This window comes from Actinoplanes couchii, from assembly GCF_016862075.1.
GTDB lineage: Bacteria > Actinomycetota > Actinomycetes > Mycobacteriales > Micromonosporaceae > Actinoplanes > Actinoplanes couchii.
The window spans coordinates 64,169-82,658 of the sequence record NZ_BOMG01000006.1; the positions used below are offsets into that span (position 1 = coordinate 64,169).

The following is an 18,490-nucleotide window of genomic DNA, read 5'->3' on the forward strand; positions in this document are numbered from 1 at the left end:
ACAACAGTCATCGATGGGTTCGGGTTCATCTCCGGAGTGACATCGGGGGTCTACCGGCAGCGCGGGGCCCTGGGGTATTAATAGCATTTGTCCCGTTAGTGCCATATCTATGACGGGGGATTCTCATGAAGAAGTTCGGCATGACACGGCGCGCGGGTGTCTTCGGCACCGCGGCCCTGATGTTCTCCGCCCTCCTGCCGGCCGCCGCGGCCACCGCTGGCCCCGGTGACCCGCAGGTGGTCCAGAAGATCTCGGTGGTCAACGCCGGCGGCTACGTCTTCAGCTTCAAGGTCCAGTACCTGGGCAAGGACCTGAAGTGGTACACGGCCAACTGGAAGAGCGACGAGTATCCGGTCGGTCAGACCCGCACCACGCCGGAACTCGGCAGCATCGGCGTCCCGAACAGCGCCTTGGCGGTCATCCCGTTCGGCTCCGCCGTTGCGGGCGACTCGGCCCAGGCCAACGCGGCCGTCTCCTACAAGGAGGGCAGCACCGGCGTGGCGACCTACACGGCCGAGGGCACCACGTATCTCGGCTTCAAGGTGGTCCTGACCGAATAGCCCACCCACGGCCGGCGCCGATCCGGCGCCGGCCGTCCCGGCCTCAGGCCTCGACCAGAAGCCACGTCCGGCCCGCGCGAAGCCACAGCCGGCCCTCACGGCCCTGGCCACACCGCAGCACGACCCGCCCCGGCACCCGGACCCGCTCCTGCTCCGTGACAGTCCAGGTCCCCTGCACCAACCGGGCGCGGGTGACCTCGGTGAACCGTTCACCGTGCACACGGCGGGTCAGAACCGCCCGGTCCCCGCACACGGCCAGCCCGTCAGGCGCCCGGACCGGACTCGGCCAGGTCGTCACCGCACCCGTCCGCGGCGTGATCCGGGACAGGAACGTGTCGCCCTCGGCAGAACTCGAATACCACGCCAGCCAGACCTGGTCGTCCTCGGTGGCGGCCGCACACCCGGCCAGCGGCCATTGAGGAAGACGTCCGGCCGGCGACCAGATGTGGCGCCCTCGTTCATCCCAGCCGGCCAGACCCGCCGCCGACTCCGGATGCCCGCCGTAGATGCCCTCGTCCCCGTAGGCGACCCAGAGCGACCCGGCGGAATCGGTCACCAGCACGTCGATGTCATCGCCTACGCAGAAGGAATCCGCCAGCTTTCCCTCAGGCGAGTACACGGCGGCGTTCGGCGTCCATGCCGCGTTCTCGTCCTCGGTGGAGCGACCGTTCACGATCAGGAGCCGGCCGCCCGGCAGAAGCCCGATCTGACCGGGACGCATCGTGATCTGTTCGATCGGCAGGCATCGCACCGACCCGTCGGCATCCCGTACCATCAGGACCGCGTCGAAGGGAACTCGCGGTCCCCACCCGATCCAGCCCGCGAGGTAGGGGGTGTGGGTCAGGAACCTCCGGCGAACGAACAGGACCGCGAGTTCGCCGGCCGGCCCGGCGGTCCACCACAGCGGCTTGCCCTTCGGCAGTGGATCCCCCGCGGACGGCCGCCACACGTGGTGCGTCGCGATCGGCACTCAGCGCTCCAGGATTGCTACGACTCCCTGGCCGCCGGCTGCGCAGATGCTGATCAGGCCTCGGCCTGAGCCCCTCGTGGAGAGCTGCTTGGCCAGGGACGCCACGATGCGGCCGCCCGTCGCGGCGAAGGGGTGGCCCGCGGCCAAGGACGAGCCGTTGACGTTCAGCTTCGAGCGGTCGATGGAACCCAGCGGGGCGTCCAGGCCCAGCTTGTCCTTGCAGAACTCCGGGGACTCCCATGCTGCCAGGGTGGCCAGGACCTGGGACGCGAAGGCCTCGTGGATCTCGTAGTAGTCGAAGTCCTGCAAACTCAGGTTGTTGCGGGCCAGCAGGCGGGGCACCGCGTACGCCGGAGCCATCAGCAGCCCCTCGTCGCCGTGCACGTAGTCGACCGCCGCGGTCTCCGAGTCCGCCAGATAGGCCAGCACCGGCAGCGACCGCTCCGCCGCCCACTCCTCCGAAGCCAGCAGGACCGTGGCGGCGCCGTCGGTCAGCGGTGTGGAGTTGCCTGCCGTCATAGTGGCGTTCTCCGACCCGTACACCGTCTTCAGGCTCGAAAGTTTCTCCAGACTGGTGTCGGCGCGCAGATTCTGGTCGCGGGTCAGCCCCAGATAGGGGGTCAGAAGATCATCGAAGAAGCCGCTGTCGTACGCCGCCGCAAGCCGTTGATGTGACGTGAGGGCGAGTGAGTCCTGGTCGTCGCGGCTGATGTTCCAGCGCAGGGCGGTGATCGCCGCGTGCTCGCCCATCGACAGGCCGGTACGGGGCTCGGAGTTGCGGGGCAGCTCCGGCTTGAGCGCGTGCTGCGGGCGCAGCCTGGCGACCGCCTTGAGCCGGGCCCCCAGCGACCGGGCCCGGTTCAGCTCCAGCAGGGCACGCCGCATTTCCTCGTTGAGCTGCAGCGGGGCGTCCGAGGTGGTGTCCACACCACCGGCCACACCTACCTCGATCCGGCCGAGCGCGATCTTGTCGGCGACCAGGATGGCGGCTTCCAGGCCGGTGCCGCACGCCTGCTGGACGTCGTAGGCGGGGGTGCGCGGGTCGAGCCGGGAGCCGAGAACGACCTCGCGGGTCAGGTTGAAGTCGCGGGAGTGTTTGAGCACCGCACCGGCGGCGACCTCACCGAGCCGTTCACCGGCCAGCCCGAACCGGGCGATCAGACCGTCCAGCGCGGCGGTCAGCATGTCCTGGTTCGACGCCTCGGCGTAGCGGCTGTTAGAGCGGGCGAACGGGATCCGGTTCCCGCCCAGCACGGCCACACGGCGCACGTTCGGCACGACTGTCCTCCACGGGTTCGACAGCGATGGGGTCCACAGCGACGAGTTACTCGCCGGTAGGCTACTCGCATGGCTGACAGGTACGCGAACTTCGCCAACTCCGGTCTCGGCCGGACCATGGTCAAGCGCCTCGGGCTGCCTGATCCGCCCCGGCTGCGCCGGCACACCACCGGCGATCCGCTGACCACGGCCCCGGTGCTGCTCGACGCGGTTCCCGGCGGTCGCCTGGCCGAGCCGGTCGGCAAGCTGCTCGCCGCGGCGGGGGTGACCACCACAGATCAACTTCCCGATGGTGTACGGGTGGGGGCGCTCGTTCTGGACGCCACCGGCATCGTCGACTCCACACAGCTCCGGGCCCTGTACGACTTCTTCCACCCGTACGCGCGGGGGCTGATCTCCTCGGGCCGGGTGATCGTGCTCGGCACGCCTCCGGAGACCACCGCATCGCCGCAGGAGGCGACCGCGCAGCGGAGCCTGGAAGGGCTGACCCGCAGCATCGGCAAGGAGTTCGGCCGCGGGGTCACCGCCCAGCTGGTCTACGTGGCGCCCGGCGGCGAGACGGCCGTCGAGTCGACGCTGCGGTTCCTGCTCAGCGGCCGGTCCGCCTACGTGTCCGGCCAGGTCATCCGGGTCGCCGCCGGTGACGCCCCGGCCCCGGCCGACTGGGAGCGGCCCCTGGACGGCAAGCTCGCCCTGGTCACCGGCGCCGCCCGGGGCATCGGCGCGGCCATCGCCCGGGTGCTGGCCCGCGACGGCGCCGAAGTGATCGCGCTGGACGTGCCGGCCGCCGGCGACGCGCTCGCCGACGTCGCCAACGAGACCCGCGGCCGGGCCCTGCAACTCGACCTGACCAGCGACGACGCGCCGAAACGGCTGGCCGGTTACCTGGCCGCCGGACCGCACGGCGGTGTCGACATCGTCGTCCACAACGCCGGGATCACCCGGGACAAGACCATCGCCCGGATGTCCGCCGACCGGTGGGATTCGGTGCTCGGCGTCAACCTGACCGCCCCCGAACGGGTCAACGAACTGCTGCTGGAACGCGACCTGATCCCCGCCGGCGGCCGCATCGTCGGTGTCGCGTCGATCGCCGGCATCGCCGGGAACCGGGGCCAGACCAACTACGCCACCAGCAAAGCCGGCGTGATCGGGCTGGTCCGGTCGTACGCCCCGCTGCTCGCGGACCGGGACATCACCATCAACGCGGTGGCCCCCGGTTTCATCGAGACGGCGATGACCGCGCGGATGCCGCTGGGCCTGCGCGAGGCCGGCCGCCGCCTGAACAGCATGTCCCAGGGCGGCCTGCCGATCGACGTGGCCGAGACGATCGCCTGGTTCGCGTCCCCCGGTTCGGCGACGATCAGCGGCAACGTGGTCCGGGTCTGCGGCCAGAGCCTGCTGGGGGCCTGAGATGGTGGCGACGGTCGAGGTCGGCGACGGCCCGGGCATCACCGTGGCGTACGCCAGGGCGGCCCTGGGCCTGATCCCCGGCTTCCGCCCGGCCGGCTCCGGGACGCTGCCGGACGTCGAGATACTGCACCGGGGTGTGGTGGTGGACCGGGCGCATCTGGCGGCGTACGACCGCATCTGTGGTTTCCGCCTCTCCGACCAGCTGCCCGCAACGTATCCGCAGGTCCTGGCCTTCCCGCTGGCCATGCGCCTGATGACCGACCCGGGTTTCCCGCTGCCGCTGATCGGCCTGGTCCACGTGGCGAACCGGATCACCGTTCACCGGCTCCTCACCGCAACCGACCGCCTCGACCTGACGGTCCGGGCTTCCGGCCTACGAGACCATGCCCGGGGCCGCCAGTTCGACGTGACCACCACCGCGACGATCGCCGGCGAGGAAGTGTGGCGGGGCATCTCCACCTACCTGCGGTTGGGCCCACCCGCCGGTTCCCCTGCCCCGGCCCCGCCACTCGCCCGGCCTTTCGCCCCGACCGGAAGCCGGTGGCGAATCCCGGCCCGGGTGGGCCCCGACTACGCCGCGATTTCCAGCGACCGCAACCCGATCCACACGTCTCGCCTGGGCGCCCGAGCCTTCGGTTTCCCCCACCCGATAGCCCACGGCATGTGGTCCAAGGCCCGCTGCCTGGCAGCGTTGGAGGGCCGTCTACCCGACGCGTACACGGTGGATGTGGCCTTCAAGAAGCCGATCCCACTGCCGGCAATGGTGTGGTTCAAAAGCACCGCAGAGGGCTTCGCCCTGACCTCGAAACACCCCCACCTCGCCGGTACGATCGTCGAGCTGCCGTGGGGTGGAAATGGTCATCCGGGTCGGTTGTAGGTCTCCGCGTCGGAGGTCGAACACATTGTCCAGCAATCTCCGTGGATTGCCTTCCTGAGTTGGACCTGGCCGGTGCCGGCTTCGAGCCTTCGCATGGATCGAGTGGCCTTCGAGACCTCCTCCGTCACCAGTCTCGATCGTTTCATCTGGGTAGGGATCTCCCGAGCGGTGATACTCGTCCGGGCGCTCAGGTCGATGACGTTCTTGAGGATTTCCGGATCCGGCAAATGATTTCCGCCTCGCCGCCACGGAGTGATCACCGAGGCCACCTCGCTGTCGAGGAGCCCGCTCCAGATGGCTTCGTTATGCGCGGTCCGTGAGCCATGGTGGGCAACCTTGTAAACCTCGGCACGACCTGGCGGCCTGGTGTCCGACCGGATGATCGATTCCCAGCCCCGCCTGAAGTCGGAATGGTTTTCCAGATCCCCGCCGAGCAGGATCCGGGTGTCGGCGATGTCAACCCAGACGACGACTGAGGAGGCGTTCGGGCTGTGCGCGGCGATGCGTATCCGGTTCGTGGCGACCTCATCGACCAGCTTGGCGATTTCGGCGTACGAGGCGGTGAGTGAAGCGGCCGAGGGCGACAGGGCGTGTACCCGAACCTTCGTCACCGCATTCTGCCAAATCAGTTGATCCGCTCCGGCCAAGCGGAACGAGTCGCCACCGCGGGCGTTAATCATGGTGATGATCCGCCTGAACTCGGAGGCACCCGATCGGAGCGACGTGGGGTCGCGTTCCGCTGCCGCGACAAGCTGCAGAAAGATTTCACTGCCCAAGGCCCCCGAGCAGATGAATCGTGCATCGGTGCATTCGGCGACCACCTTGCTCAGGCCGCGGACGTGATCGTCGTGCCAATGGCTGGCCACCACGAGCTTGACCTGTCCCGGATCGACTCCCAGCTTTCGCAGATAGCTCAACGCTACGGGCCGCCCGGTCGAATCCACGCATGAGTCGTTGATGAGCCAGTCGCCACCGCCCAAATGAATGACGATGCATTCTCCGTATCCCGGGCCGAAAACTGATATCTCGATGTGATCCGCCTCCGGCGGAGTCAGGACGATTTGAGCCATACGCCTCGGACAGCACCAATCCAGGGGTCGTGTTGCACTCGGGCCAAGGAAGGCAGCCGCCGGAATCTGATCACCGATGAGCGAATTCGTTGGCCGCTCGGTGAATCGATGTAACCGATGCTCCAGTAGAAGACGCCGCCCACCCGCAGGAGTTCTTGGTCGGACGGGGAGACCTCGCTGCGATATATTTCTGCGCATTCGGGTGCGTGCGGATTCGAGTCGCTCACGACCTGGGCGACGAAGTAGGTGTCATAAATCTCCTCGACCACACCTTCCCAGGATTCGTGGGCGGTGAAGTGCCCGTGCGGGCGAGGATGCCCCGATCGCCGGATGAACTTCGGGACCGCTGCTCGCTGGAGCGAGGGCAGATCCGTCGATGCGTTGGATGTCTGCGAGTACGTCTCGGTAAAACCTTGAGTTCCGCGCTCAGAAATACTCTTCATCGGGCGATGTAGAGAGCCGGCGAAGGTGTCGTCGGTGGTTCCGGGGATCGCCCACTCGTCGGACGACGCGTTTTCGGTGACGGTCATCGGTTTCTCCTACGGTTGATCCTCGCGCGCGAACTCGATGACACGCCGGAAGAAGTCCTGGGATCTCTCCAGGGATTGCCGCCTGTTCTCGGCGATCAGATCCGCGGCGAATTCTGCCGACGGCTCGTTTCCGGACGGGATCGAGTAATGATCGTTCGAGTGGAGGAAAACCCCGTTCTGAACGGCTTGTGACGGCTCGACAGTCAATAGTATGTGGCCCTTGTTCCCGTCTGTTCGTTCGCCCTGGATGACCAACTTCCGCATCCCTGGCTGCTTGACCAGGTCGTTCCACATCGTTTTCGGGGCCAGCCGATGCCCCAAACGGTTGTACTGCTCGGAGTCACGCAACCTGAAATGACCGTGGTGGTTAATCCCGATCGCATCGACGGTCGCGCTGGGAAGGACCCGAAGGAGCTCTGAGACCAGATCCGCGAGGGGCGCGAAGTATGCCGAAAGTGCAGAATGCACCTGTAGGCGCTCAGGGAGCACCTCGATCGTGAACCACTCGGTCCGGAACTGGGTGAATTCGTTGCTCACGACAATGAGTTCGGTGGCATCCGCTTCAGCCGCCGGAATCAGATCATGGCGCGCAAGCCAGGCTGGCTGAACCACGCCGGGAGCGAAGGACCCCAGGCACACGAGAGTGAGGGCGTCAACCTCTGCCTCCAACGGTTCCATCCCGGTCCTCTCGTGGTTGCTCGCCTCGGGGTGGGCGATCCGACAAGCCATACTCGCACGGCGCCGAACGTCGTAGTGATGGGTGACCGAGCGGCCTAAGTCCTTGGTGGAAACGCCCGCCTCTGATGATCCGGCGAGCGGGTGCAGCTGAGTGCCGTGGCCCGCTCGCCGGCCTGGCGGGTCAGCGGGCGGTGCAGGTTGCTGTGGTGGCGGGGGCGCTGCCGGTGCCCTGGAAGCCGAACTCGGTGGAGGCGCTGGGGGCCACCGGGCCGTTGTAGGCGATGTTCGTGAACGCGACTGCTCCGGTTGAACCTGCTGCTGTTGCGTTCCAGGTGTTGGAGACTGCCGCGCCGGCCGGGAGGGTCACCGTTGCGGTCCAGCCGGTCAGGGCTGTCGCACCGGCGGTCACCTTCACCGTTGCCACGAAACCGCCGGTCCACGTGTTGAGTGCGACGGTTGCGGTGCAGGATTTTGTGCCGGGCGGCTGGCTGGTCGACGGGGACGGCGATGTGGACGGGGACGTCGTCGTTCCGCCCAGGGCGTTCAGGACTGCTGTGTACGCCGCCTTCGGGTTGCCGTTTCCGTCGAACAGCAACGGGGTTCCGCTTGCCCGCCACGAGTCGGTGTCGCGGATTCCCCACACCGTTATGCCGTTGCAGCGGGTCACCGCCAGGCACGCGTTGGTCGCGGCTGCGTAGGTGTTCGCCTGGGTGGTGCCGGAGCCTTCGATGTCCAGTTCGGTGATCTGGACGTCGACCCCCAGGTTGGCGAAGCGCTGCAGGTTGGCCTGGTAGTCCGACGGCAAGGGGGAAGCCGCGTTGAAGTGGGACTGGAAACCTACGCAGTCGATCGGGACGCCTCGGGCCTTGAAGTCGGTGACCATGGCGTACACCGCGTTGCTCTTCGCGTTCTGGCCGTCGGTGTTGTAGTCGTTGTAGCAGAGCTTGGCCGCCGGGTCGGCGGCCCGTGCGGTGCGGAACGCCACCTCGATCCAGTCGTTGCCGGTGCGCTGCAGGTTGGAGTCGCGGCGGGCGCCTGAGGAACCGTCGGCGAAGGCCTCGTTCACCACGTCCCACGAGTCGATCTTGCCCTTGAAGTGGGTGGCCACCTGGGTCACGTGGTTGACCATGGCGTTGCGCAGGGCGGTGCCGCTCAGGTTCTGCGCCCAGGACGGCTGCTGCGAGTGCCAGGCCAGCGCGTGCCCGCGGACCTTCGCGCCGATCGAGACGGCCCGGTTCACGATGGTGTCGGACGAGGTGAAGGTGAAGGTGCCCTGGGTGGGTTCGGTGGCGTCCCACTTCATCTCGTTCTCCGGCGTCACCGAGTTGAATTCCCGGTTGAGGATCGTCGAGTAGACCGAGTCGGACAGTTTGTAGGCGGCCACCGCGGTGCCGAAGTAGCGGCCCTTTCCGGCGGCGGCCGCGCCGAGTGTGGTGGCGGCGTCGGCGCTGGGGGAGAGGACGGCGAACGATCCGGCGGTGAGGGCGCCGGTCGTCAGGACGGTGAGGATCGCGTGGGATCGTCGCATCGGGGACTCCAGTCGGGGATCTGGAGGCATCGACCATCATCGAAGCCGATCGAAACGCTACCGATACATTCCGGAAACTTCAATCCACGTTCCGTGATCATCCCAGCATGCGACCCTCCGAAACTTTCGGGCCTATTGCGCGGTACGGAGGACTTCGGTGACCGCGGCCACCGCGCCGGCGGCATCGGCACCGTCGGCGTGCACGGTGACCGTGGCTCCGGCGGGAGCGTTCAGGGACATCAGGCGCAGGGCGCTGCGGGCCGGGGCGGACCGCTCGCCGAACCGGATCTCGACGGTGGCGGTGAACGTCGCGGCGGCCCGGACCACCGCGCCGGCCGGGCGGGCGTGCAGGGCTGCCGGAAGAACGACCGGCACCTCAGAACTTGGGGACATCACGGGCCTCCCGGGCCGCCTCGGCGACCGTGGCCAGGTCGGCGCCGGTGGAGGCGAGCACCGCCGCAGCCACCGCGCCCTCGACGAACGGCGCGTCCACCAGCACCGCCGAAGGGGGCAGGACGGCGCGAGCGGTGAGCACCGCGCTGCCCAGGTCGGCGAGCACCACCACCCCGGCCCCGGTGTCGGCCTGTTCGATCGCGGCGATGATCAGGTCGGAACTGGTGCCGAGCGACCCGTCCTCGGTTCCACCGGCCGGGAAGATCCGCACGTCGTCACCCGCGACTTGGACAAGAAGATCCCGCAGCCCCGAGGCCAGTGACGGGCTATGAGACACCAGGACGATCCCCACGTACGACATGGATCCTGATCGTAGTCACTGAAAGGCTTGGCCGAATCGCTGTGCGCGACGATGCTGGGACGCGGGGCATCGTGGCCCGAGGAGGAGGAGCCGGTCGTGAAGAAATTCGTCAACGATCCCGCCGACGTGGTGGCCGAGGCGCTCGCCGGCCTCGCCGCCGCCCATCCGGAGCTGCGCGTCGACGCGGTGGAACAGTATGTGGCCAGGGCGGACGCCCCCAGGCCGGGCAAGGTGGCGCTGGTCTCCGGCGGTGGTTCGGGGCACGAGCCGCTGCACGGCGGGTTCGTCGGCGCCGGGATGCTCGACGCGGCCTGCCCGGGAGAGGTCTTCACCTCCCCGGTGCCGGACCAGATCGTGGCCGCCACCAAGGCGGTCGACGGCGGCGCGGGCGTGGTGCACGTGGTGAAGAACTACACCGGCGACGTGATGAACTTCCGGATGGCCGCCGAGCTCGCCGCCGACGACGGGATCACCGTGGAGACGGTGCTGGTCGACGACGACGTGGCGGTGGAGGACTCGACGTGGACGGCGGGCCGTCGCGGCACCGGCGCCACTCTGCTGGTGGAGAAGATCGCCGGGGCGCTGGCCGAGGAGGGCGGCAAACTGGCCGAGGTCGCCGCGATCGGGCGCGAGGTCAACGCGGCTTCGGCTTCTTTCGCGTACGCGCTGACCGCCAGCACCACCCCGGCCGCCGGCCGGCCGGGTTTCGACCTGCCGGACGACGAGATCGAGGCGGGTGTCGGCATCCACGGCGAGCCGGGCCGCCGGCGGGAGAAGATCCGCCCGGCCAAGGAGCTGGTCCGGTCCGCTCTGGACGCGATCCTCGAGGCCAAGCCGACAGCCGCGGGCGAGCAGGTGATCGTGCTGGTCAACGGGCTCGGCGCGACCCCGCTGATCGAGCTGTACCTGGTCTACGGCGAGGTCGCCACGGTGCTCGCCGAGCGCGGCATCGAGATCAGCCGCCGCCTGGTCGGCAACTACGTGACGAGCCTCGACATGGCCGGCCTGTCCATCACGCTGACCCGGGTGACGGCTGAGATGCTGCGCCTGTGGGACGCCCCGGTGAACACGCCCGGCCTGCGCTGGGGCGTCTGACGTGGACGTCGCCCTGGCCACCGCCTGGCTGCGGGCCGCCGCCGGCGCGGTGATCGCCGACACCGACGAGCTGACGAAACTGGACGCCGCGATCGGCGACGGCGACCACGGCGTCAACATGCGGCGCGGCTTCACCGCCGTCGCCGCGGTCCTGGACGACACCGCGTTCACCGGCGTGGGCGAGGTGTTCGTCAAGGTCGGCGGCACCCTGATCGCGAAGGTGGGCGGCGCGTCCGGCCCGCTCTACGGCAGCGCCTTCCGGGCGTTCGGCAAGGCACTGCCGCCGGGCGAGTCGGCCGGCCTCGGTGATCTGGTCGCGGCGTTGCGGGCGGCGCTGGAGGCGGTCACCCGGCTGGGCGGGGCCACTCCCGGCGACAAGACCCTGGTGGACGCGTTCGGCCCGGCGGTGACCGCGTTCGAGGAGGCGGTGATCGGCGGCGCCGGGCTGCCCGAGGCGGCGGCCGGCGCGGCCCGGGCGGCCGGTGACGGGGCCCGGGCCACCACGGCCCTGACCGCGCGCAAGGGGCGGGCGTCCTACCTGGGCGAGCGCAGCGCCGGGCACCAGGACCCGGGGGCCACCTCGACCTGGCTGATCTTCCAGGCGCTGGCCGACGTGACAGCACCCTGAGCACAGTGTATTGATGGAGGTATGTACCCGCCTGAGCCCTGGCACCTGCGCGGACAGATGTACCTCTCGATCTTTCTGGTCCCCCGGCGGGACCTGCCACCGCTGCCCCCGGTGCTGGGGGTGGCGGTGCGCCCGGTCACCGTCGGCGGACGGGCCGCGGTCGGCGCCGCTTTCGTGTCGTACGAACCGGGCGGTGTCCTGCACTACCGGGAGCTGCTCAGCGCCGTCCTGGTGCACGAGCGCGGCCGTCCCCGGGTGAGCATCACCGACATCTGGGTGGACAGCGAGGTCTCGAAGGAGGGCGGCCGCGGTCTCTGGGGCATCCCGAAGGAGCTGGCCGGGTTCACCATCGACGCGGAGAACGATCCGCTCGTCGACGCCACCATGGCAGGTCCGGACGTGGCCGCGCTGTTCCGGCTGCGCAGACGCCTCCCGGGCCGGTTCCCGCTCGGCTTCACGGTGGCCCAGGAGCTGGCCGGCAAGGTTCGGAAGACCCCGGTGCGGGGACGGAGCGGATTGCGGACGGCACACGCCGCGTGGCGTCCCGACCGGTCCGGCCCGCTCGGCTACCTGGCCGGCCGCCGACCGGTGACGAGCCTGGCGATCACCGACTTCTGGCTTACCTTCGGCCGGCCCACCGGGGAACGGGCACGCACGACCCGCTGATCAGCGAGCGCGGGTACGGTTCTGCGGTACCCCGCAGCCGCCCCGGAGGAGCACGATGAGCGCCGACCACCATTCCCACGCGCACGGCGACCTGCCGGCGCTGCCCGGAGGCCGCCGCGTCACGCTCTACCTGCTGGTGCCCGCGGTGCTGCTGACTCTGCTCGGGATGCTGCTGCTGTGGCCGCGCGACGTCCCGGCCGTGGACGGCGGCACCGGTCCGGTGATGACCGGCGGCGAGGTGATGACGATGACCCCGGTGGCGTGCCCGGAGGTGCCGGCCGGTGACACCCCGGAGGTGAACTGCGGCACCCTGACGGTGCGGCTGGACAGCGGCGCGACGATCACCACCGAGATCCCGTCCGGGCCGGGCGCCCCGGTCGTCGGGGTCGGTGACGACGTGGCGCTGATGCAGCTCAACGGTGAGGACGGCGCGACCACCTACGCGATCACCGACCACCAGCGGGGCACCGAGCTGTGGATGCTGGGGCTGGTGTTCGCGCTGGCGGTGATCGCGTTCGGCCGGTGGCGGGGGCTGACCGCGCTGGCCGGGCTGGCGATCACGTTCGGCATCCTGCTCTGGTTCATCGTCCCGGCGATCCTGGACGGCAAGTCGCCGATCATGGTGGCGGTGGTCGGCTCGGCCGCGATCATGCTGATCGTGCTGTACCTGACACACGGGTTGTCGATCACCACGTCGATAGCGGTGGCCGGCACCCTGGTCAGCCTGGCGATCACCGCGGTGCTGGCGGCGATCTCCACCGCCGCGGTGCACCTGACCGGCGTCTCCGACGAGACGTCGAACTTCCTGACCATCACCCACGGCGACGTCAACATGCAGGGCCTGCTGCTGGCCGGCATCGTGATCGGGTCGCTGGGGGTGCTCGACGACGTCACGGTCACCCAGTCGGCCACGGTCACCGAGCTGGCCCTGGCGAATCCGGCGTACGGGTTCCGCCGCCTCTACGGGGCCGCGACCCGGATCGGCCGGGCCCACATCGCCTCGGTGATCAACACCATCGTCCTGGCGTACGCGGGAGCCTCCCTGCCGTTGATGTTGCTCTTCGCCGCCGGCAACACCCCGGTCGGTGAGGTGCTGACCACCCAGCTGATCGCCGAGGAGCTGGTGCGCAGCGCGGTCGGCACGATCGGCCTGGTCGCCGCGGTGCCGATCACCACGGCGCTGGCCGCGTGGTACATGGCCCGGCATCATCGGCCGGATGCTCCCGGGAGGAAGCCGGACGGTCCCGAGAAGAAGGGCCCGGCGAAACATCGGGAGCGCCCGGCCGAGGATCCGTGGCAGGCGTTCGTGGAACGTTGAGACCCGAGATTCAGCACTTCTGCCAGACGACCCGGTAGAGCGTGCTGAGCGACGTGTCGGTCGAGTCCATGGTCAGGAAGTTGGTGTGCTTCTTGGTGTCCGACGTGCCGCGGTTCACCCGCAGTTCGGTGTTGATGTTGAGATAGCGGCGCTCACCGCACGGCAGGAAACTCGTCGAGGCGATCGCCACCTTGTCGGTACGCTGCCACGAGTCCTCCATCGGCCCCTTGAAATCGTGGGTGCTGCGGGTGGTGTTCGAATGCCCCTGGAAGTAGTAACTGGCGATCTGCTGGCCGCGGGCCCCCGACTTCAGGCTCGCGTATCCGCGGTAATCGGCGCTGGCGATGGCGAACGTGAATCCGCCCGGAACCCGGATGTCCAGTCCCAGCTGGCAGTTCTTCCGGAAGTCCAGCGGCCCCTCCTTCGGCCCGACCGACGCGGTGTACTTCGAATAGCTCACCGTGAAAGCGGTGTTGTCCGGCGAGACCTGCACGGTCGCGCTGTCCTCCGGGCAGCCGGAGCCGTTCACCGACACCACGTCGATCACCATCATCCGGTCCGGTTTGGGCGCCGCCTCCGGCGCGGCCTGGACCGGAGCGGACATCGCGAGCGCGCCGAGAAGTGCCGTTCCCGCGGTCATCGAACGCAACATGAGAATTCCCCCCGTTGGGTTTCGTATTCCTTTTCCGGGCTCCTCGAAAATGCTTCGGAAAAGGATCTCGATAATCGTTTACCCGGATAACCCTAGCGATTCTCCGAAGTGCCGGAAGCGGGGCGCGGAACAGCCGTACCAGAGTGCGGACAACACGGCCATTCGGCCGGATCTGCGGAAACGCCGCACGCGGTTTCCCGGTGTGTGGTAATCGGGTCCGGTCAGAGCAGGCCGGGGAGCGCCAGCACGGCCATGCCGACCCCGGCGACCACGATCACGGCGGCGGTGGCGGTCGGCAGCCGCCGGCTCAGCAGGGCGCCCCACCGGCCGGCGCCCATCCGGTGCAGGTGTGCACCCCAGTGGGCCAGGGCGAAGCCGATGCCGATCAGGGTGGCGGCCAGGCCGATGCCGTAGGCCAGCACGAGCAGCACGCCGTACCAGGCCCGGCCGAGCGCGGCGGCGCCGAGCAGGACCACCACCGCGGACGGGCTGGGGGACAGCCCGCCGGCGAACCCCATCGCCAGCATGGTGCGGGTCTTCAGCGGACGTCCCGGTTCGGGCAGGTGATGGGAGTGCGGGCGGCCACCGTGGCTGTGGACGTGTACGTGAGGGTGGTCGTGGTCGTGGTCGTGGTCGTGGTCGTGGTCGTGGGTGTGCTCGTGCGGGTGCGCATGGCCCACCAGCACGGGATGCCGGTGGGTGGCCTGGCGCAGCAGGTGGATGCCGACCAGCGCGACCACGATCCCGCTGATCAGTCGCAGCCATCCGTACATGACGTCCGGCGCGAGCTGCAGCGTGGTGGCGAAGACGACCCCGAGGGTGAGCACCCCGAGCGTGTGGGTGACGGCCACCGTCGCGGCCATCGTCAGCGCGTGACCCGAGCGGCCCCGGCCGCCGATCAGGTACGCCGCCATGATCGTCTTGCCGTGTCCCGGGGCGATGGCGTGCGCGCCGCCGAGCACCACGGCGATCAGCAGGGCGAGCGCGCCGATGCCCGGGGTCAGGTCGGGGTGCCCGACCAGCCCGGTGAACCAGGCGGTGAGCCGGTCGGTGTCCCGCGCCTGCGGCACGCCGCCGGGGGTGAGCGGCGCCGCGGCCGGTCCGCCGGGCCGCACGGTGAAGTTCGCGGCCCGCACGTCGGAGGTGGACACCCCCGGCGGGTACGCGGTGAGCAGCGCGCTGACACTGGCGCCGGGCACGTCGGTGTCGCCGACGGTGAAGCGGTCGCCGATCGCGGTGATCTCGCGCCACCCCAGCCGGTCGGCGAACAGCGCCGACCGGTAGGAGATCGCCGTCGTCCCGGTGATCGCCGCCGCGGCGTGCAGGGTGCACTCCAGCCGCAGGGTGGTGAGCCCGCCGGTGCTCACCGGGAACGTCAGCCGGTGCTCCGTGACGGCGAGCCGCAGTGTGGCGCCGCCGGCGGTCAGTGTCCCGGCCGCCGCTGCCGCCGCGCAGGTGCGCCCGGCCCAGCCGTCGGTCTCGGCCGGGGTCTCGGCGCCGTCGTGGTCGGCGTCGATCTCGGTGGTGCGCGCCTGGTAGGCGGGGATCTCGGCGAGGTCCAGCACGTAGTCGACGTCCACCCCGGCGGCGCCGACCCGTAGCCCGGAGTACTGGTTGGTGGTGAAGTTCCCCAGCGGGTGTGCGGCGGCCGGAGCGCCGGTGGCCAGCGCGGCCAGCAGTCCGAGCGCCAGCGGGACGAGACTTCTGTGGATCATGCGGGGCCGCCCAGGTCGGTGAGGAGGGCGCGGGCCGCCGGGGCGTACCGCGGGGAGAACCAGGGGTTGAGGTCCAGGGCCCGGGTGAGGTCGGCGCGCGCCCCGGCCCGGTCGTGCAGGGCCAGCCGGATGATCGCGCGGTGGTAGTGGGCGCGGGCGTCCCGGGTGCCCAGCCGCAGGCCGCGGTTCGCGTGGTCGAGGGCGGCCCGGTCGTCGCCGGCGGCGTGCAGGGCCCAGGCGTACGCGCCGTGCACGGTGACGCCCGGCCGGGCCGCGAGCAACGCCCGGCCCTTGGCGACCGCGGTGCGCGCGTCACCCCGGTCGGCGTCGAACAGGATCAGGTCGACGTCGGTGGCGGCCGGTCCGGTGCCGGGCAGCCGGGCGGTGAACCGGACGAGATCGTCGGTCCGGGCCGCGTCGGTGGTCCGGCCGGCCGCGGTCTGCACGTCGGAGAGCGCGGTCAGGTACTCCACCATGGGCAGCCGGTCGGTGACGGCCCGCAGGTCACGTTCGGCGGCGGCCAGGTCGCCCCGTGCGGCGGCCACCTTCGCCCGGCCGGCCAGCAGCGCGGGCTGCCCGGGCTCGCGGGCCAGGCCCTCGGCGAAGCGGGCCGCGGCGGTGTCCGGGTCGCCGGCGGCGAAGGCCAGTTCGCCCAGGTGGGTCAGGGTGAAGGTGACCTCGTCGGGGGTGCCGGCCGACTCCCGGGCCCGGGTCATCAGCTCGACCGCCCGGTCCTGGTCGCCGCGTAGTTCGAACAGGTAGGAGGCGCGGGCGAAGGAGGCGGTGTCCGGGCGCAGGTCGAGCATCCGCTGGACGGCGGCGGTGGCGTCGTCGTAGCGGCCGAGTTCCACGTACGCGTCGGTGAGCACCCCGTAGGCGTCGGCGGAATAGGCGTCCACGGCGACCGCCGAGCGGGCGTACCGCAGGGCCGCGCGGAAGTCGTGCCGGGCGGCGGCCAGCGCGCCGAGCCCGGTCATCGCCGCGGCGTTGCCGTCCGGGCGCACCTCGCGGGAGCGGCGCAGCGCGGTCTCGGCGGCCGGGTAGTGCGCCGGGTCGAAGGTGATCCGGCCGAGCTGGACGTGGGCCAGGCCGAGGGCCGCCCAGCCCTGCCAGTCGCCGGGAACGGCGGCCAGATGCGCCTGCAGGCGGGCGAGCGGAGAAGCCGGGGCCGGGGCCGGTGGCGTGGCGGGCGCGGTGTGCCACGGGGTCAGCGCCACGCCCGCGCCGAGCAGGACGGCCCCGGCCAGGCCGGTGACCAGCAGCGGGCGCGTCCATCGTCGTCGCATGGCTCGATCGTGCACTAATCGGCCTTTTCCCGCCTAGCAGACATAACTAGTGAAAGCTATTCGAATAGGTTCATCACCAAAACACGGGGGAAGAATGAGAACCGTCCTTCGCGCCGCCGCACTCGGCGTCTCGGTGGTCTGCGTGGCCTCGCTCGCACCGGTCCAGAGCAACGCCTCCTCGCACCGGGAGGCGCCGCTGATCGCCGGCACACCGGGCCTGGACAACACCGACCTGTACGCGTTCGTCAGCCCGGACATGCCCGACACCGTCACCATGGTGGCGAGCTGGCAGCCGTTCGAGGAGCCGAACGGGGGCCCGAACTTCTATCCGTTCCTCGAGAAGACCGCGTACGACATCAACATCGACAACAACGGTGACGCCAAGCCGGACATCACCTACCGGTGGACGTTCCGCAGCAGCTACCGCAACGCCGGCAGCTTCCTCTACAACACCGGCCCGGTCACCGAGCTCGGCGACGGCGACCTCAACTTCCGGCAGAGCTACTCGCTGGACCGGATCACCCCGGCCGGGACCAAACAGGTGATCAAGTCGGCCCGGGTCGCGCCGTCGTTCACCGGCAAGGCGTCGATGCCGAACTACGGCGCGGTCTCCGACGAGGCGATCACCGCCGCGGGCAAGGTCACCTCGTTCGCCGGCCAGTCCGACGACCCGTTCTTCGCCGACCTGCGGGTCTTCGACCTGCTCTACGGCGGCGACCTGAGCGAGGTCGGCGAGGACACCCTCAAGGGCTACAACGTCAACACCATCGCCCTGCGGGTGCCCAAGGGTGATCTGGCGCTCAAGGGCAACGTCACCCGCAACCCGGTCGTCGGCATCTGGTCGACCACCTCGCGGATCGGCGCCAGCATGAAGGGCAAGGCGCCGGTGCTGCAGCAGGTGTCCCGGCTGGGCATGCCGCTGGTGAACGAGGCGGTCATCCCGGTCGGCCGCAAGAACGAGTTCAACGTCAGCAAACCGGCCACCGACGCGAAGTTCGGTGCGTCCGTCATCAGCCCCGAGGTGCCGAAGCTGATCGAGGCCATCTATCAGATCCCGGCCCCGGCCACCCCGCGCAAGGACCTGGTCGAGGTGTTCCTGACCGGTGTCTGTAAGGCCTGCGGCCCGATCGCCGCCGACCTCAACTCGCAGATGCTCAACAAGGACGTGGTCAAGAAGGCGTTCGTCCCCAGCGAGCAGCTGCGCCTCAACATGGCGGTGCCGCCGTCGGACAGCCCGCACCGCCTCGGCGTGATCGGCGGTGACCTGGCCGGCTTCCCGAACGGGCGGCGGCTCGCCGACGACGTCATCGACGTGACCCTGCAGGCCGCCGAGGGCATCCTGCTGCCGAACCCGCCGGACGCGGTCAAGACCCTGGGCGACGGCGTCAACGGCAACAGCGCCGGATTCCGCGCCACCTTCCCGTACGTGGCCCTGCCCAACCAGGACAGCGTCAACAAGCAGTGAGCACCCGGCT

19 protein-coding genes are annotated in these 18,490 nt (G+C 69.8%); 8 read left to right on the plus strand and 11 right to left on the minus strand.

What is annotated here, in order from left to right; genetic code table 11:
• Nucleotides 1-140: 140 nt before the first annotated feature.
• Nucleotides 141-560 (plus strand): hypothetical protein, encoded by a 420-nt coding sequence (locus Aco03nite_RS01360; protein WP_203792700.1) that lies wholly within the window; start codon nucleotides 141-143, stop codon nucleotides 558-560.
• 43 nt (nucleotides 561-603) lie between these two features.
• Here Aco03nite_RS01360 and Aco03nite_RS01365 read toward each other — a convergent pair whose 3' ends face one another.
• Both Aco03nite_RS01365 and Aco03nite_RS01370 read right to left on the minus strand, forming a co-directional pair.
• Nucleotides 604-1,530 (minus strand): hypothetical protein, encoded by a 927-nt coding sequence (locus Aco03nite_RS01365; protein WP_203792701.1) that lies wholly within the window; start codon nucleotides 1,528-1,530, stop codon nucleotides 604-606.
• Nucleotides 1,531-2,808: an acetyl-CoA C-acetyltransferase gene (locus tag Aco03nite_RS01370; protein WP_203792702.1), complete on the minus strand. Its 1,278-nt coding sequence runs from the start codon at nucleotides 2,806-2,808 to the stop codon at nucleotides 1,531-1,533.
• Nucleotides 2,809-2,877: 69 nt separating this feature from the next.
• On the opposite strand from Aco03nite_RS01370, the gene Aco03nite_RS01375 reads away from it, so the two are divergent.
• On the plus strand, nucleotides 2,878-4,218 hold the full coding sequence (locus Aco03nite_RS01375) for a 3-oxoacyl-ACP reductase (RefSeq protein WP_203792703.1): 1,341 nt from the start codon (nucleotides 2,878-2,880) through the stop codon (nucleotides 4,216-4,218).
• 1 nt (nucleotide 4,219) lies between these two features.
• Entirely contained in the window at nucleotides 4,220-5,095 is an 876-nt protein-coding gene (locus Aco03nite_RS01380) for a MaoC family dehydratase (protein ID WP_203792704.1), read from the plus strand.
• On the opposite strand, the gene Aco03nite_RS01385 is transcribed toward Aco03nite_RS01380, so the two are convergent.
• The 6 genes from Aco03nite_RS01385 to dhaM all read right to left on the minus strand — a co-directional run bounded on the left by Aco03nite_RS01385 (nucleotide 5,077) and on the right by dhaM (nucleotide 9,655).
• Nucleotides 5,077-6,165 (minus strand): ComEC/Rec2 family competence protein, encoded by a 1,089-nt coding sequence (locus Aco03nite_RS01385; protein ID WP_203792705.1) that lies wholly within the window; start codon nucleotides 6,163-6,165, stop codon nucleotides 5,077-5,079. The two genes, Aco03nite_RS01380 and Aco03nite_RS01385, sit on opposite strands and share 19 nt — an antisense overlap.
• On the minus strand, nucleotides 6,147-6,695 hold the full coding sequence (locus Aco03nite_RS01390) for a hypothetical protein (protein WP_203792706.1): 549 nt from the start codon (nucleotides 6,693-6,695) through the stop codon (nucleotides 6,147-6,149). Before Aco03nite_RS01390 ends, Aco03nite_RS01385 begins: the two co-directional genes overlap by 19 nt.
• 9 nt (nucleotides 6,696-6,704) lie before the next feature.
• Entirely contained in the window at nucleotides 6,705-7,373 is a 669-nt protein-coding gene (locus tag Aco03nite_RS01395) for a hypothetical protein (RefSeq protein ID WP_203792707.1), read from the minus strand.
• A gap of 181 nt (nucleotides 7,374-7,554) precedes the next feature.
• On the minus strand, nucleotides 7,555-8,901 hold the full coding sequence (locus tag Aco03nite_RS01400; RefSeq protein WP_203792708.1) for a glycoside hydrolase family 10 protein: 1,347 nt from the start codon (nucleotides 8,899-8,901) through the stop codon (nucleotides 7,555-7,557).
• A gap of 132 nt (nucleotides 8,902-9,033) precedes the next feature.
• Complete coding sequence (locus Aco03nite_RS01405; RefSeq protein WP_203792709.1) at nucleotides 9,034-9,294, minus strand: HPr family phosphocarrier protein; 261 nt, start codon at nucleotides 9,292-9,294, stop codon at nucleotides 9,034-9,036.
• The gene (dhaM, locus tag Aco03nite_RS01410) at nucleotides 9,278-9,655 is read right to left on the minus strand and encodes a dihydroxyacetone kinase phosphoryl donor subunit DhaM (RefSeq protein WP_203792710.1); all 378 of its coding nucleotides are present in this window, start codon (nucleotides 9,653-9,655) and stop codon (nucleotides 9,278-9,280) included. The genes Aco03nite_RS01405 and dhaM overlap by 17 nt, the downstream gene beginning before the upstream one ends.
• A gap of 96 nt (nucleotides 9,656-9,751) precedes the next feature.
• Between dhaM and dhaK the strand changes: the two genes are divergently transcribed.
• The 4 genes from dhaK to Aco03nite_RS01430 are packed head-to-tail and all read left to right on the plus strand — an operon-like array spanning nucleotide 9,752 to nucleotide 13,362.
• Entirely contained in the window at nucleotides 9,752-10,750 is a 999-nt protein-coding gene (dhaK, locus tag Aco03nite_RS01415; protein WP_203792711.1) for a dihydroxyacetone kinase subunit DhaK, read from the plus strand.
• Nucleotide 10,751: 1 nt separating this feature from the next.
• The gene (gene dhaL / locus Aco03nite_RS01420; protein ID WP_203792712.1) at nucleotides 10,752-11,378 is read left to right on the plus strand and encodes a dihydroxyacetone kinase subunit DhaL; all 627 of its coding nucleotides are present in this window, start codon (nucleotides 10,752-10,754) and stop codon (nucleotides 11,376-11,378) included.
• 21 nt (nucleotides 11,379-11,399) lie between these two features.
• Entirely contained in the window at nucleotides 11,400-12,044 is a 645-nt protein-coding gene (locus tag Aco03nite_RS01425) for an acetoacetate decarboxylase family protein (protein WP_203792713.1), read from the plus strand.
• 55 nt (nucleotides 12,045-12,099) lie between these two features.
• Nucleotides 12,100-13,362, plus strand: a complete 1,263-nt coding sequence (locus Aco03nite_RS01430; protein ID WP_203792714.1) for a YibE/F family protein — start codon at nucleotides 12,100-12,102, stop codon at nucleotides 13,360-13,362.
• Between the two features lie 10 nt (nucleotides 13,363-13,372).
• On the opposite strand, the gene Aco03nite_RS01435 is transcribed toward Aco03nite_RS01430, so the two are convergent.
• The 3 genes from Aco03nite_RS01435 to Aco03nite_RS01445 all read right to left on the minus strand — a co-directional run bounded on the left by Aco03nite_RS01435 (nucleotide 13,373) and on the right by Aco03nite_RS01445 (nucleotide 17,015).
• Entirely contained in the window at nucleotides 13,373-14,014 is a 642-nt protein-coding gene (locus tag Aco03nite_RS01435; protein WP_203792715.1) for a DUF4360 domain-containing protein, read from the minus strand.
• Between the two features lie 221 nt (nucleotides 14,015-14,235).
• Nucleotides 14,236-15,729: a nickel/cobalt transporter gene (locus Aco03nite_RS01440; RefSeq protein ID WP_203792716.1), complete on the minus strand. Its 1,494-nt coding sequence runs from the start codon at nucleotides 15,727-15,729 to the stop codon at nucleotides 14,236-14,238.
• Nucleotides 15,726-17,015, minus strand: coding sequence for a tetratricopeptide repeat protein (locus Aco03nite_RS01445; protein WP_203792717.1), 1,290 nt, complete (start codon nucleotides 17,013-17,015; stop codon nucleotides 15,726-15,728). Before Aco03nite_RS01445 ends, Aco03nite_RS01440 begins: the two co-directional genes overlap by 4 nt.
• Nucleotides 17,016-17,109: 94 nt before the next feature.
• Between Aco03nite_RS01445 and Aco03nite_RS01450 the strand changes: the two genes are divergently transcribed.
• Nucleotides 17,110-18,480, plus strand: a complete 1,371-nt coding sequence (locus Aco03nite_RS01450; RefSeq protein ID WP_203792718.1) for a DUF4331 domain-containing protein — start codon at nucleotides 17,110-17,112, stop codon at nucleotides 18,478-18,480.
• Nucleotides 18,481-18,490 lie beyond the last annotated feature (10 nt).

Bases quoted from the DNA above. Each gene is read 5' to 3' on its own strand.
- Aco03nite_RS01440 (WP_203792716.1), bottom strand. From the start codon at position 15,729: ATGATCCACAGAAGTCTCGTCCCGCTGGCGCTCGGACTGCTGGCCGCG.
- Aco03nite_RS01375 (WP_203792703.1), top strand. From the start codon at position 2,878: ATGGCTGACAGGTACGCGAACTTCGCCAACTCCGGTCTCGGCCGGACC.
- Aco03nite_RS01385 (WP_203792705.1), bottom strand. From the start codon at position 6,165: ATGGCTCAAATCGTCCTGACTCCGCCGGAGGCGGATCACATCGAGATA.
- Aco03nite_RS01445 (WP_203792717.1), bottom strand. From the start codon at position 17,015: ATGCGACGACGATGGACGCGCCCGCTGCTGGTCACCGGCCTGGCCGGG.
- Aco03nite_RS01380 (WP_203792704.1), top strand. From the start codon at position 4,220: ATGGTGGCGACGGTCGAGGTCGGCGACGGCCCGGGCATCACCGTGGCG.
- Aco03nite_RS01395 (WP_203792707.1), bottom strand. From the start codon at position 7,373: ATGGAACCGTTGGAGGCAGAGGTTGACGCCCTCACTCTCGTGTGCCTG.
- Aco03nite_RS01435 (WP_203792715.1), bottom strand. From the start codon at position 14,014: ATGTTGCGTTCGATGACCGCGGGAACGGCACTTCTCGGCGCGCTCGCG.
- Aco03nite_RS01405 (WP_203792709.1), bottom strand. From the start codon at position 9,294: ATGTCCCCAAGTTCTGAGGTGCCGGTCGTTCTTCCGGCAGCCCTGCAC.
- Aco03nite_RS01390 (WP_203792706.1), bottom strand. From the start codon at position 6,695: ATGACCGTCACCGAAAACGCGTCGTCCGACGAGTGGGCGATCCCCGGA.
- Aco03nite_RS01360 (WP_203792700.1), top strand. From the start codon at position 141: ATGACACGGCGCGCGGGTGTCTTCGGCACCGCGGCCCTGATGTTCTCC.
- Aco03nite_RS01430 (WP_203792714.1), top strand. From the start codon at position 12,100: ATGAGCGCCGACCACCATTCCCACGCGCACGGCGACCTGCCGGCGCTG.
- Aco03nite_RS01425 (WP_203792713.1), top strand. From the start codon at position 11,400: ATGTACCCGCCTGAGCCCTGGCACCTGCGCGGACAGATGTACCTCTCG.
- Aco03nite_RS01450 (WP_203792718.1), top strand. From the start codon at position 17,110: ATGAGAACCGTCCTTCGCGCCGCCGCACTCGGCGTCTCGGTGGTCTGC.
- dhaM (WP_203792710.1), bottom strand. From the start codon at position 9,655: ATGTCGTACGTGGGGATCGTCCTGGTGTCTCATAGCCCGTCACTGGCC.
- Aco03nite_RS01400 (WP_203792708.1), bottom strand. From the start codon at position 8,901: ATGCGACGATCCCACGCGATCCTCACCGTCCTGACGACCGGCGCCCTC.